The organism is Cytobacillus sp. FSL R5-0569, from assembly GCF_038007265.1.
GTDB lineage: Bacteria > Bacillota > Bacilli > Bacillales > Cytobacillaceae > Cytobacillus > Cytobacillus kochii.
Genome location: NZ_JBBOWW010000001.1, coordinates 436,794 through 450,342 on the forward strand (window position 1 = coordinate 436,794; position 13,549 = coordinate 450,342).

Genomic DNA, 13,549 nt, shown 5'->3' on the forward strand with positions numbered 1-13,549 from the left:
ATATACATAAAGGTGGTAGGTCTTTTGATTGATTTTATTCGCCTAATGGCAAATCGTACGATTGTAATCGAAACGATGCGATGATTAATCTTGCCATTTATTTTAGCTAGTATAAAATATATAAATGAGGTAAAATGGGCTGGCAATCATTTGTCCTATTTAGTGAATGATACCTAATGTCAGTTCGTTAAAAAAGGAAATTTTTTATTATATATAGATAACGATTACAGATATTAATCTTTTTGTAATAGAAAACTAGAGCTTTTGTAACATAATGTTAACAGAGAAGTAAGTGAAAAAAAGTATAATAGTGGTATATCAGTAGGTAGAACAACTTCAAAGAACTTAGCATCTATATTGATGCTATCTATAGGTTGTAGCAGGAATGAAGGATATATTATTAAATATTTCAGGATAATGGGAATTAGGTCTTTATATCCTGACAGAGTTCATCTCATTGCCATTAATAGTCGATATGAGGACAATCTCCAATGACGATATCACTTTTTTTAAGAGAGAAATGGCTATTTTTTAATTGAAGTAAGCTCCTTTTCCCATGGTTATACATACATATACTTTTATAGGCATTTATCTTGTTGAAACATTTACTCTCTTATTTTATAAAGTGGTAAAATAAATATAAGTTACTTGTTAAAATTGGAGGTTTTATTGATGACAATTAAGATCGGACTTTTGTACGGTGGGAAATCTGCTGAACATCATGTTTCTATGCAGACAGCGCTTGCCGTGATTAAAGCATTAAACACAAATAAATTTGATATTTATCCTATTTATATTTCTGAAGAAGGTCAATGGATCAAGGGGCAACAACTTACTGGGCCCGTGGAGACAGTGAAAGAATTATCTTTTTCAGAAGGCCAACAGCTATCACCTTTAGCGTTAGCACCAACCCTTTTCGAGTCACAAGAAAGTCGACCTTTTGATGTGATTTTTCCTTTATTGCATGGTCCAAATGGGGAAGATGGAACGGTTCAAGGAATGCTTGAGCTTTTGAATTTACCATATGTCGGAAATGGCGTCCTTTCTTCTTCAGCAGGAATGGATAAAGTGATCATGAAAAATATCTTTGCTCAAGCTGGATTAAACCAAGTTGATTATGTTTGGTACCTTCGAGGGGAATGGGAAACTGCGGAAGAGGATGCTTATCGCAAAGTAGAAGATACCATCGGATACCCGTGCTTTGTTAAGCCAGCAAATTTAGGCTCAAGTGTAGGGATTAGCAAATGTACGAATCGTAGTGAGCTCCATGAGGCATTCGTTGAAGCATTTAAATACGACCGTAAAATTATTATCGAACAAGGTGTAGATGCAAGAGAGATTGAACTAGGTGTAGTGGGAAATGATTATCCTGAGTGCTCTGTTGCCGGTGAAATTATTCCGAAAGATAAAAACTTCTACGATTATACGGCAAAATATGAAGATGGGAATACAATTTTAATGATTCCTGCTGATGTTACTGAAGCTGAATATAGCGAATTAGAAGCGATGGCAATTAAAGCCTTTAAAGCATTAGATTGTTCGGGACTTGTTAGAGCGGATTTCTTCTTAACAAAGGAAGGAAAAGTCTATATAAATGAAGTGAACACAATGCCAGGCTTTACACCATACAGTATGTTCCCATTACTTTGGAAGCATTCAGGTGTTGAATATCCAGCCCTTATTGAACGTCTTGTCAACTTAGCAATTGAAAGACATCAAGAAAAACAAAAAATTAAGCATACAAAGTAACTGTAAGCGGAACAGCTAAGCTGTAACGTATACAGTTACATAGAAAGATAGGCTTTGCACCCCGCAGTGCACCTGTCAAAAAGGAGGCAGGAAAAGTTGATTAAGAGAACCTTGAATGATATAGCAGAAATGATTCAAATAGAGAATGATCTTTCACCATACGGAAAAAAAGAAATTCAAGGTGTAAGTATAAATTCTCGTGAGATTACTCCAGGACAACTATTTATACCCTTTAAAGGAGAGCGAACAGATGGGCATCAGTATGTGTCGGATGCTATCGAAAAAGGAGCTGCGGCTGCTTTTTGGCAAGAGGATGTACCAAATCCACCGACTCACTTACCCATTATCATCGTTAAAGATACGTTAACTGCATTACAAGAGCTGGCAAGAGCCTATCGTAATCAGTTAAGTATAAAAGTGGTAGGGATTACTGGTAGCAATGGTAAAACGACGACAAAGGATATGATGGCGAATCTTTTAGCGTTGAAATATAAAGTCCAAAAAACCGAAGGCAATTATAATAATCATATCGGTCTGCCGCTTACCATCTTAGCGCTAGAAGAAACAACAGAGGTAGCTGTATTAGAGATGGGTATGAGTGGTAAAGGTGAAATTGACTTTCTAACTAAGCTAGCACGCCCTGATGCAACGATTATTACCAATATCGGTGAATCACATCTACAAGATTTAGGCTCAAGAGAAGGAATTGCTGAAGCAAAGCTTGAGATTATAAATGGCTTAAAGTCAGATGGATTGATGGTATACATGGGGGATGAACCCCTTTTAAGAAATTACTTTGATTCATATGAAGGGCAAGCTACGGTTAAAACCTTTGGAAGAACCGAACAAAATGACCTATATCCTGTGAATATCCAACAATTAGACAACGGTAGTAAGTTTCAGGTCAATGCGAGCGAAGTAGAATTCACTTTACCTATTTTAGGTATGCATAATGTCTTAAATGCTCTATCAGCTATGATTGTTGCACAACATTTTAATGTGTCATTTGCGGAAATGGAAGCAGGATTAGTGAAAGTGAGACTGACAAATATGAGGATGGAAATACTACAGGGTCAAAATGGCGAGAAAATAATTAACGATGCATACAATGCAAGCCCTACTTCAACGCAAGCTTCGATAGAATTATTAGCGAATTTACCAGGATATAAGAAGAAAATACTTGTTCTAGGTGATATGTTGGAATTAGGGGCAGATGAAGAGAGATTTCATGAAGAAATTGGGTTATCCATCTGTGCGGAAAACATCGATGCCGTATTTACCTATGGTCGATTAGGACACTTAATTGCAAAGGGAGCCAAGGAAGTATTGTCTGAAGACCGTGTATTTGCTTTTGATGAAAAGGCGCCATTAATTGAAGAACTAAAAAAACATGTCAATGATGAAACAATTGTACTTGTTAAGGCTTCTAGAGGAATGAAGTTAGAAGAAGTCGTTGAGGGATTGCAATAATACTATACTAAAATTCAAAAAACCTTATTGTTTCACATGGAACATAAGGTTTTTTCTATCTTTTGAATTATATTATAATAATTAACATTTTTTGCGTTGTGAGGATTTAATTTTCCGTATAGAGGGTAAAAAATAAACTAGATGTTTATGTTAAAGTTGATAAGCTGTTCAATAGCCTGATAAATTTACCATTGGCGGTGTAAAAGATGATTGGATGTTTATGCATACATGGATTTACAGGTGCACCTTATGAAGTCGCCCCATTGGCGAATTATATAAAGGAACATACGGATTGGGAAATAGCGGTTCCAACATTACCTGGCCATGGAGAAAAACAGTCCTTAAAGGGGATTGTATTTCAAAAATGGATCAATCATGCAGAGGAAGAATTAAAAAACTTACTAGAAAAATGCGAAGTTGTTTATATAATTGGATTCTCCATGGGAGGCATGATTGCTAGTGAATTAGCGGTAAAATACCCGGTAGCGAAACTGGTTTTACTTAGTGCAGCTGCCTACTATTTAAATCCTAGACAAATTTTCCTTGATATTAAAGGGTTATTAAGAGAAGGATTTCAAGGCACAAGAATAACGCAAAATCCATTATTTATACATTACAAACAAAAGATCAGCTCCACGCCGTTTGCTGCAGCTAGGCAGTTCCAAAAGCTAGTAGCGACGGTTCGCCCACGATTAAAAGAAGTGAAGGTTCCAACTTTCATCGCTCAAGGAGAAGATGATGGCATCGTTCCTGTACGCAGTGCAGATTATCTTTATAAACACATCACCTCAGAACAGAAACACAAAATTATTATTAAACGGTCAAAACATTTAATTTGTCATTGTGATGAAAGTGAGCACCTGTTTAAAGAAGTACTTCAATTTCTTTCATAACCTTTTAGTTAAGGCGATTTTCTTCAAATGAACTCTCTTTTGTCAATTGTTTATTTTTATACTACTGTCATACTATGTCCTGCTAAAGCATTGCAAATCATGCGTTGAGATGGTAATATATACAACAAAGTGTCAACAGGAACTCCATTGAAACCCGGACATACTCCACTGGTAGGAGAATGTCTTTTTTCATTACATGTCTGAATAAAAATTTCTATTTGTAATTGTTCGTTAGATTTAGGATGCGGAAGTCATCATACATTTATTTTTTTATACAAATAAGCATAGCAATTCATGCATTGGTAATAAATTCTCCCTCATCCTCTCTATAGTGGGTTTCTCTTAAATCGTTGTAATTATAACAACTTTGATTGGGGAAATTTCCTGCCTACTTGATGAAATAAAATATTTTTCAAAGAACAGAAGGAGATTGGATACATTGACTAAGTTTCAAGATTTGGGTATAAGCCCTGAAACAATGAAGTCTCTTAAAAGAATGGGGTTTGAAGAGGCAACTCCGATTCAAGCAGAGACGATTCCTTTAAGCTTGCAGAATAAGGACTTAATTGGACAAGCACAAACAGGTACAGGTAAAACAGCCGCTTTTGGTATTCCTATGATTGACCATATTGACTATAATGATAGTTTTATTCAAGGTTTAGTCATCGCGCCGACAAGAGAATTAGCCATTCAAGTGTCAGAGGAATTATACAAACTCGGTTTTGGGAAAAGAACGAGAGTGTTATCGATTTATGGTGGCCAAGATATTAACCGTCAAATACGAGCGTTAAAAAATCGTCCTCATATTATTGTCGGTACACCTGGAAGAATTCTTGATCATATTAATCGAAAAACACTAAAATTAGATCATGTCAAAAAAGTGATTTTAGACGAAGCTGATGAAATGTTAAATATGGGCTTTATTGATGATATTGAAAAAATCTTATCAAGTGTCCCAGAAGAGAAGCATACTTTACTCTTCTCTGCGACGATGCCACCAGCCATTCAACGTATTGCTGAACGGTTTATGAAAGAGCCACAAATCGTTCGAGTAAAAGCGAAGGAAATGACTGTACCACTCATTGAGCAATATTATATTGAAGTACAAGAAAAAAATAAATTTGATGTGTTAACAAGACTGCTTGATATTCAATCACCAGAACTTGCGATTGTTTTCGGACGTACGAAAAGAAGGGTTGATGAACTTTCTGAAGCCTTAAGTTTAAGAGGTTACAATGCAGAAGGAATACATGGTGACTTGAGCCAGGCTAAACGTATGTCTGTCCTTCGTAAGTTTAAAGAAGGGTCCATTGATGTCCTTGTCGCAACAGATGTAGCAGCTCGTGGATTAGATATTTCTGGTGTTACACATGTGTATAACTTTGATATACCACAAGATCCGGAAAGTTATGTTCACCGTATTGGTCGAACAGGTCGTGCTGGTAAAGAAGGAATGGCCATGACATTCATTAACCCACGTGAGAAATCATACTTACGTATCGTTGAAAAAACAACGAAAAAGAAAATGGAAAGAATGGCTGCTCCGACGTTAGATCAAGCATTAGAGGGGCAACAAAAGGCTGTTGCAGAAAAAGTCGAGCAAATCATTGAGGATAATCATCTTCAATATTATCAACAATCTGCACAACAATTACTTGAACACCACGACGCAACAACGGTAGTTCAAGCATTGTTGAAGCTCATGATCAAAGAACCGGACACGACTCCGGTAAAACTAACAGAAGAGAAACCTTTACCGGCTAAACGAGACAGAAGATCCACAGATAGAAGTAACCGTCCTAGAGGTGGGTATAGCCCGAAAGGAAGACAAAGTAACTCCTATCGCTCCCGTGATGGTAAACCTTCAGGTAAAAGGAATTATCAAGGAAATAAGAAAACAAATGCAAATAGCTATAGATAATATATTGGGAGAACCGAGCATTGAAATGAAGCTCGGTTCTTTTGTGTTATGTAGACATGTAGCAAAAGGGGTCTGTGGTGGAAGAAAATGAAAAGTCCATATAAAACTTATAGACGTTAAACTAGATGTGTTTTTATCTATAGTATTTGCTGCTGCTTCAGTATAATGGTTAATAGGATGCCAGATAAATTTAAGATGAGGTGAACGGCAGTATGATTAAAGGTTTGAACCATATGTTATTCTCTGTTTCTGATTTAGACCGTTCTATTGCTTTTTATGAGAAGGTTTTTGCAGCTAAGTTGCTTGTAAAAGGGAGAACGACAGCATATTTTGATTGTCAAGGCATGTGGATTGCCCTTAATAAAGAAAAAGACATACCTCGTCAGGAGATTGCCCAATCTTATACTCATATTGCGTTTTCTATTGATGAAGATGATTTTGAAAGTAGTTATCAACGCTTACAAGACTTAAAAGTGAATATTTTATCAGGCCGCATAAGGGACAAAAAAGATAAGCGCTCGATTTATTTTACTGACCCGGATGGTCATAAATTTGAGTTCCATACGGGTAACTTACAAGATCGATTAGCCTACTACCGACAAGATAAAGATCATATGACATTTTATAAGTAAATGAAGTAGATAGGTAAGGGATTAATCAACTTCACTCTAATTGAAACCTTTTCTTTAGATTATCGTATAGAAATAATAAATAAGAATGAAAAAATATCCAAGTTTTTACTGAGAAATAGTATGGCTTTCATGTATACTATAGTTGTTCAATAAGGAATTTTAGGGGGTTTACATATATGTTATCGAAGCCGCAAAAGCGTATTTCTAAACGGGGTCTGACTGTTTGGAAAATATCTGGTGCACTACATTCCCTTATCCCATTTGTATTGGCAATTGGCGCTATTGTTTTAACATTCATTTTTGATTGGCCGATGTGGATAATTGGTGTTGCATTAATTATATTTGCTCTTTATGCCTATTTAGCGATTAAAGTTTTTCCGACTGTGCGGTGGAAAAGGTGGCGCTATGAAGTGAGAGAGAATGAAATAGAACTACAGCATGGAATATTTATCATTAAACGTACACTCGTCCCAATGATTAGAGTACAGCATGTAGATACTCACCAAGGACCTATTCTTCGAAAATATAAACTAGCTACCGTGACGGTTTCAACTGCGGCAACTGTTCATGAAATACCCGCATTAGATCTAGAAGAAGCAGAAGAACTGCGATTTTTTATATCTAACTTAGCAAGGGTGGCTGTAGATGATGTCTGAGCCGAGAAGACTTCATCCGATTGCAGCCGTATCAAATGTACTGAAAACATTAAAGGACTCCATTATTCCCATTTTAATTATTGTCGTATTTGGTAATAGTGAAGGGAAGATTCAGCTTTTTATTACAATAGGTATTATTGCTCTTATTCTTATATCCGGTATTCTTACTTGGCTTCGTTTTACCTACAGAATAGAAGAGGGAGAATTACGAATTGAATCAGGGTTAATTATTCGGAAAAAAAGATATATCCCTTTCGAAAGAATCCAAAGTCTTGATTTATCAGAAGGTATTTTACAAAGACCTTTTGGTTTAGTGAAAATGACCATTGAAACAGCTAGTTCAGGACTAGAGGCAGAAGCTATATTGACTGCTATTTCTAAAAATGAGGCACAGCAGATTCAAGATATCCTATCACAATCTAAAAATGCACATATAGAGTTAGATGAGCAAATCGAAACAGAACAAAAAGAGGAACAAATACTTTACCAAATTAAACCTGGAGAGTTGATTTTACTTTCTTCGACCTCTGGGGGAGTAGGTGTTGTGATATCAGCTGTCTTTGCCTTTTTATCACAATTTGCTGAAGTCATTCCTTATGAGAAGGTATTTGATGAATTGAGTGTCTTTATTACAGGTGGTGTTATGCTCATCAGTTTAATGGTTTTCCTTGGTTTCGTTCTTGCTTGGCTTATTGCTCTCATTGGATCAGTGTTAAAGTATGCTAATTTCACTGTAAGAAAAGTGGGAGAAGAATTAGTTATTACCCGCGGTCTATTGGAGAAGAAGCAACTAACGATTCCCTTACATCGGATTCAAGCATTAAGGATAAATGAGAATCCAGTTCGACAAGCGATTGGCTATGCATCTGTTTACCTTGAGAGTGCAGGTGGGTCATTAAAGGATGCGGATAGCTCGAAAGTGATGCTGTTACCGATCATTAAGAGAAACCGAATTCGCGAGAAGATAGAAACTGGACTAAATGATTACCAATTGACAGATATGTTTGTTCCAGCACCAAAAAGGGCTTTACGAAGATACATATTGAGAGGATTATTTATCTCTGTTCCAGTCGCAGTTATCCTTCTTTATTTCTTCTCAGTGTGGGGTTTATTTAGTTTAGTGTTCGTTGGATTGATGCTTATTTTATCTTATTACCGTTATAAAGCAGCTGGTTGGACGATTATAGGAAATCAACTCGTTCTTCGTTCACGATTTATTTCTAAAACAACTGTTTATTTGAGGAAGAATAGAACACAATCAATTTCAATGAAAGAAACGTATTTTCAGAAGCAAAATCAGTTAGCTACTATTTCTGCTAAGGCTATGTCTGGTTCAGGTGCAACTGGAGGAGATGTAGTTGACCTAGAAGTAGAAGATGTATTATCTATATACAAGTGGTATTCTTATACTCCTGAGAATACAGAATGAGAAACAGCAAATCCGAACATAAATTGTTCGGATTTGCTGTTTGTTTGAACGATTTCATTAACGTGACAATAGACCGATAATGGCAAGAAGAATAATGCCCCCAAAGATAATAATGGTTGATAGGGGGACACCTTTTAATCGTCTAGCTGAAGATTTCCATTGGTTTGTTGGTCTCGTTGCACCATATCCAGCTTTTAATTTCGTTTTAATCATTGCTGAACCAGTGAGGAAACCTGCTAATAGACCAAATAGATGGGCAATCACATTTACATTCGCTTGCAAGAAGGTCATAATTACACCAATAACTGTGATGGCAAGAATGAGCTGTGTATTTTGCTGTGAAAGTAAATCTCTGCGGTACACAATAATAGCAATAAAGAAACCGAAGATACCATAAATCGCCCCGCTCGCGCCAACGTGAATATATGTTAACGGTTCAAGGATGAGTGTTGCGATATTCGCGCCAATACCAGCTAGGAAGTAAACAAGGAGGAAACGCCCCTTGCCAATTGCTCTCTCAAGTGGGGGTCCAAATAACACAAGCGAGAAGCAATTAAATAAAAGGTGAGCAAATCCGCTATGCATGAAGATAGGTGTAACAAGTCGCCATAACTCCCCTTGCATAATATAAATATTAATACCTGCAAAATGCGCCATTAACCAATTGGTTGGTAGGATGGGCAAAACAGTAAGTAAATATAATACAATATTAATAGCGATAATAGAAGTAACGATGGGATAGAAGCGAATAAATTCTCTAAAGCTTTCTGTCCTGATAAACAATAATTGACTCCTCCTAAAATGTTCTCATACATTAAATATACTATAGTTTGTTTTATGCAGCATTTATTTTATTTAGAAGATGGTGATTAGAATGATTAAAGGTATTGGTATCGATATGATTGAAATACAGAGAATTAAACAATTAGTAAAAAGAAAAGAACGGTTTGTCGAACGTATTTTAACAACAAGCGAAAAAAAGAAATATGAGACTCTAACTGGGCATAGAAAAATAGAATATTTAGCAGGGAGATTTGCTGCGAAAGAAGCCTTTGCTAAAGCGAAAGGAACAGGCATCGGACAATCACTTTCTTTTCTAGATATTGAAACAGCTAACCATACGACTGGACAACCGATCATTGTTCGTCCGGTTGATGGCTGTCTTGTACACTTATCTATTTCCCATAGTAGAGAGTATGCCATTGCTCAAGTGATAATTGAAAAAGAGTAGTATTCATTAGGACAGGAAGTAAAGTTGATTATAGCTACTATTCCTTCAAATAAACGCCTGTAATTAATTACATACAAATCATCCCCAGGCTCGAAAAAATATTCTTGATCTATTAGAAGGTCTGGAATAATCTTTGAGGTTGTCTCATATATTCAATAGTGCAATGGAGGAGACAAGGCCACGGAAGCGTTTGACTGCACTGTTGATTATAAGAAAAAGGGGTTGAAGGAATGAAGAAGAAGTTTTTCTGGCTACTCATGGGACTGGCCATAACTGTCACACTAGCTGCATGTGGGACAAAATCCCAGGAGGATGTGACAAAAGATTTATCGAGCAAACTAGAATCATTAAAAAGCTATAAGGCGGAAGCGAAAATGACGCTGCAAACAGGTTCCGAGCCGCAATCCTATGATATAGAAATATGGCATAAGAACCCGGAATTTTATCGTGTGGCACTTAAAAACACTGAAAAAGATCAAAGTCAAATGATCTTAAAGAACAAAGAAGGTGTGTTTGTTCTTACGCCAGCTTTGAATAAAAGTTTTCGCTTCCAAAGTGACTGGCCAAACAATAGTAGTCAAGCGTACCTTTATGAGTCATTAATTGAAGATATTCAAAATGATAAGGAAGCAAAATTTAAAGCAACGGAAGATCATTATGTTTATGAAACAAAAACGAGTTATCAAAACAATCAAATGCTACCTCTCCAAGAGATTACCTTAAATAAATCGGATCTATCTCCAGTTAGTGTAAAGGTAATGGATGCAGAAAGAACACCAGTTGTGACGGTAGATTTCTCCAATGTGAAATTTAATGAAGAACTAGATAATAAAGATTTCGATACGAAGAAAAATATGACAGGTGCGCAGTTAGAATTCCCAGTCATGGCTGAAGTAGCAGAAGAAGAAGATTTCACTGTCTTCTATCCAGAATCGCTACCTGAAGTTGAACTTGTTTCTGAAAAAGAAGTAGAAACAGAAGAAGGTAAACGTGTCATTCTAACCTATGAAGGTGAAGACAAATCATTCACAATGATTCAAGAGAAGGCTGTTATTGTTCAAACCTCTGGTGGTGAAGAGGCGATGATGAATGGTGACCCTGTTGACCTTGGCTTCACGGTAGGAGCCGTATCAGATAATATGGTATCCTGGACGCAAAATGGCGTGGATTATATGATTGCATCGACAAACCTATCGAAAGAAGAAATGATCCAAATTGCACAGTCTGTACAAGGGGAAGTTGTAAAATAAATATAGATAAGATAAACCCGAGGTAGATTCCTCGGGTTTCTTTGCGTTGTTTGCGGTTTCTACGGATGATAATCTTGCCAATATTAACGCCATATCATCTAGATTAATTGGTAATCAAAGGTAACTTAAAGTTACCATGTTTAACATACTTCTTAAATTACATCTTACACTGCTTTTACTTCACTCGGTCTAAGAAGAAAGTTTGTCTTTTCTGTTATACGTTAATGTGACATAATCAAATAATAGAAGGAAAAGTATAAAGAGGAAGTGGACGGTATGAATCAACAGGTCCCATATTTTCGTGATACTTGGGCAGAGATAAATTTGGATTATATCACATATAATGTAGAGTCAATGATTAAACATATTGGAGAAGAAGCAGAGTTGTTTGCAGTTGTGAAGGCAAATGCATATGGCCATGGAGATATAGAGGTAGCCAAGACAGCTCTAAAGGCTGGTGCCACATACTTAGCGGTGGCGACTTTGGATGAGGCTTTTGCTCTTAGAAATAAAGGGATTGACGCTCCGATATTAGTTTTAGGGCTCACACGACCAGAGGATGCTGGGTTAGCCGAACAAGCAGCAATTACTTTAACTGTTTGCCAAGCTGAGTGGCTGAAGAAAGCTGCACCATTCATAAGTAAAGAAGTAAAAGTTCATGTGAAGATGGACTCGGGGATGGGTAGATTAGGGATTAAATCAAAAGAAGAATGGGGAATATTTCAATACCAACTACAGCAAGGAAAGTTCCATGTTGAAGGAGTTTTCACGCATTTTGCGACAGCAGATGAACTTGAGACATCCTATTTTAATGAACAGTTAAGCACCTTTAATGAAATGATAAGCTGGATGGATGAACAACCAAGATATATTCATGCTAGTAATAGTGCAGCTGGCATGAGACATCCTGAGGCGAAATTTAATGCAGTTAGATTTGGGATTTCAATGTATGGCATGTCACCATCTTCTGAAATTAAAAATCATTTACCTTTTAAATTAAAAGAGGCGTTTTCACTTCACACGAAAATTGTTCATGTGAAAAAATTGCAACCGGGCGAGAAAGTGAGTTACGGAGCAACGTACGAAGCTGAAAAAGAGGAATCAATTGGTACCTTGCCAATCGGATATGCGGACGGGTGGATTAGGAGGTTAGCAACACAAGAGGTCCTTGTTAATGGAAGAAGAGTAAGTATTGTCGGCAGAATTTGTATGGACCAATGCATGATTCGTATTAGTGAGGAAGAGCAAATTGGAGATGTCGTTACGTTAATCGGGACTCAAAATGGTCAGACCATCTCTGTAGATGACATAGCTAACACACTTGAAACAATTAATTATGAGGTAACTTGCCAAATAGGTATGCGCATACCAAGAATCTATATTCAGGATCAAACAAAAATTTCTACAAGAAATGGGATTCTTTAATGCATATCAATGAACATGTTGGTAGATAATAGTTATTAATAATTTGGGAAATTATCACTGAAATTCCTAGGAAGACATTGAAAGAAAATGCAACTGTTTTTATGGATAATTTCTTACTAAATAAAAAACCCCCTTTGCAGCCTAAGAGAATAATGGTAATATGAAAATTGGTAGATATAAAAAATATGGTGTGTAGTGATGGTGGAGGTGTATGTTTGTGTCTGAATCCAGCGCAACAACAGAAATAGTGGTGAAGCTGCCGCAACATCTATTAACGGAATTAGATGGTTATGCGAAGCAAGAGAACGTAAACAGAAGTGAGTTTATTTATCAAGCAACGAAAATGTATTTGCGTGAACGGAAGAAAAGACATATTCGTGAGTCCATGAGACGTGGTTACATGGAAATGGCAAAATTAAACTTGACGATAGCATCTGAAGCATTTCAAGCGGAATACGAGGCAGAAAACGCAGTTGAACGTCTTGTAAGCGGAGGCTGATCCTTTGATTGTTAAACGTGGTGACGTTTATTTTGCAGACCTATCCCCAGTTGTTGGCTCAGAACAAGGCGGTGTCCGTCCAGTACTTGTTATACAAAACGACATCGGGAATCGGTTTAGTCCCACAGTAATCATCGCAGCAATTACCGCTCAGATTCAAAAAGCAAAGCTGCCTACTCACGTTGAAATTGATGCGAAGCGATATGCTTTTGAAAGAGATTCAGTAATATTGTTAGAACAAATTCGTACAATTGATAAGCAGAGATTAACCGATAAAATCACCCATCTTGATGACGAAATGATGGATAAGGTAAATGAAGCCTTACAAGTCAGTTTAGGTCTTATAGAATTTTAGAAAACGCTCAAAAAAGTTGGGGCGTTTTTTTATATGCTT

The 13,549-nt window shown here is 36.7% G+C and carries 13 protein-coding genes; 12 read left to right on the plus strand and 1 reads right to left on the minus strand.

Annotated elements, in window-relative coordinates:
- Positions 1-672 precede the first annotated feature (672 nt).
- The 7 genes from MKX78_RS02325 (at position 673) to MKX78_RS02355 (ending at position 8,750) form a co-directional block, all read left to right on the plus strand.
- Entirely contained in the window at positions 673-1,749 is a 1,077-nt protein-coding gene (locus MKX78_RS02325) for a D-alanine--D-alanine ligase (RefSeq protein ID WP_307315436.1), read from the plus strand.
- Positions 1,750-1,845: 96 nt separating this feature from the next.
- Positions 1,846-3,219 (plus strand): UDP-N-acetylmuramoyl-tripeptide--D-alanyl-D-alanine ligase, encoded by a 1,374-nt coding sequence (locus MKX78_RS02330; protein WP_307315433.1) that lies wholly within the window; start codon positions 1,846-1,848, stop codon positions 3,217-3,219.
- Positions 3,220-3,425: 206 nt separating this feature from the next.
- Complete coding sequence (locus MKX78_RS02335; RefSeq protein WP_307315431.1) at positions 3,426-4,112, plus strand: alpha/beta hydrolase; 687 nt, start codon at positions 3,426-3,428, stop codon at positions 4,110-4,112.
- A 439-nt stretch (positions 4,113-4,551) separates the two neighbouring features.
- Positions 4,552-6,033, plus strand: coding sequence for a DEAD/DEAH box helicase (locus MKX78_RS02340; protein ID WP_095370832.1), 1,482 nt, complete (start codon positions 4,552-4,554; stop codon positions 6,031-6,033).
- A gap of 212 nt (positions 6,034-6,245) precedes the next feature.
- On the plus strand, positions 6,246-6,665 hold the full coding sequence (fosB, locus tag MKX78_RS02345) for a metallothiol transferase FosB (protein ID WP_307315429.1): 420 nt from the start codon (positions 6,246-6,248) through the stop codon (positions 6,663-6,665).
- A 176-nt stretch (positions 6,666-6,841) separates the two neighbouring features.
- Positions 6,842-7,321: a PH domain-containing protein gene (locus tag MKX78_RS02350; RefSeq protein ID WP_095370830.1), complete on the plus strand. Its 480-nt coding sequence runs from the start codon at positions 6,842-6,844 to the stop codon at positions 7,319-7,321.
- A complete protein-coding gene (locus MKX78_RS02355; RefSeq protein ID WP_341049614.1) occupies positions 7,314-8,750 on the plus strand; it encodes a PH domain-containing protein in 1,437 nt (478 codons plus the stop codon). Before MKX78_RS02350 ends, MKX78_RS02355 begins: the two co-directional genes overlap by 8 nt.
- Positions 8,751-8,807: 57 nt before the next feature.
- Here MKX78_RS02355 and MKX78_RS02360 read toward each other — a convergent pair whose 3' ends face one another.
- Positions 8,808-9,533 (minus strand): rhomboid family intramembrane serine protease, encoded by a 726-nt coding sequence (locus MKX78_RS02360; RefSeq protein ID WP_307315423.1) that lies wholly within the window; start codon positions 9,531-9,533, stop codon positions 8,808-8,810.
- 91 nt (positions 9,534-9,624) lie between these two features.
- On the opposite strand from MKX78_RS02360, the gene acpS reads away from it, so the two are divergent.
- The 5 genes from acpS to MKX78_RS02385 all read left to right on the plus strand — a co-directional run bounded on the left by acpS (position 9,625) and on the right by MKX78_RS02385 (position 13,510).
- Positions 9,625-9,981 (plus strand): holo-ACP synthase, encoded by a 357-nt coding sequence (acpS, locus tag MKX78_RS02365; protein WP_095370827.1) that lies wholly within the window; start codon positions 9,625-9,627, stop codon positions 9,979-9,981.
- 230 nt (positions 9,982-10,211) lie between these two features.
- Positions 10,212-11,231 (plus strand): LolA family protein, encoded by a 1,020-nt coding sequence (locus MKX78_RS02370; protein WP_095370826.1) that lies wholly within the window; start codon positions 10,212-10,214, stop codon positions 11,229-11,231.
- Positions 11,232-11,507: 276 nt separating this feature from the next.
- Positions 11,508-12,656, plus strand: coding sequence for an alanine racemase (alr, locus tag MKX78_RS02375; protein WP_307315420.1), 1,149 nt, complete (start codon positions 11,508-11,510; stop codon positions 12,654-12,656).
- A 217-nt stretch (positions 12,657-12,873) separates the two neighbouring features.
- Positions 12,874-13,155: a CopG family ribbon-helix-helix protein gene (locus tag MKX78_RS02380; protein WP_095373546.1), complete on the plus strand. Its 282-nt coding sequence runs from the start codon at positions 12,874-12,876 to the stop codon at positions 13,153-13,155.
- Positions 13,156-13,159: 4 nt separating this feature from the next.
- A complete protein-coding gene (locus tag MKX78_RS02385; protein WP_095370824.1) occupies positions 13,160-13,510 on the plus strand; it encodes a type II toxin-antitoxin system PemK/MazF family toxin in 351 nt (116 codons plus the stop codon).
- The last annotated feature ends 39 nt before the right edge of the window (positions 13,511-13,549 follow it).

What these genes read in the sequence shown, in the direction of transcription:
- MKX78_RS02325 (WP_307315436.1), top strand. Translation starts at nt 673, where the DNA reads ATGACAATTAAGATCGGACTTTTGTACGGTGGGAAATCTGCTGAACAT.
- MKX78_RS02335 (WP_307315431.1), top strand. Translation starts at nt 3,426, where the DNA reads ATGATTGGATGTTTATGCATACATGGATTTACAGGTGCACCTTATGAA.
- fosB (WP_307315429.1), top strand. Translation starts at nt 6,246, where the DNA reads ATGATTAAAGGTTTGAACCATATGTTATTCTCTGTTTCTGATTTAGAC.
- MKX78_RS02350 (WP_095370830.1), top strand. Translation starts at nt 6,842, where the DNA reads ATGTTATCGAAGCCGCAAAAGCGTATTTCTAAACGGGGTCTGACTGTT.
- MKX78_RS02355 (WP_341049614.1), top strand. Translation starts at nt 7,314, where the DNA reads ATGTCTGAGCCGAGAAGACTTCATCCGATTGCAGCCGTATCAAATGTA.
- acpS (WP_095370827.1), top strand. Translation starts at nt 9,625, where the DNA reads ATGATTAAAGGTATTGGTATCGATATGATTGAAATACAGAGAATTAAA.
- MKX78_RS02370 (WP_095370826.1), top strand. Translation starts at nt 10,212, where the DNA reads ATGAAGAAGAAGTTTTTCTGGCTACTCATGGGACTGGCCATAACTGTC.
- alr (WP_307315420.1), top strand. Translation starts at nt 11,508, where the DNA reads ATGAATCAACAGGTCCCATATTTTCGTGATACTTGGGCAGAGATAAAT.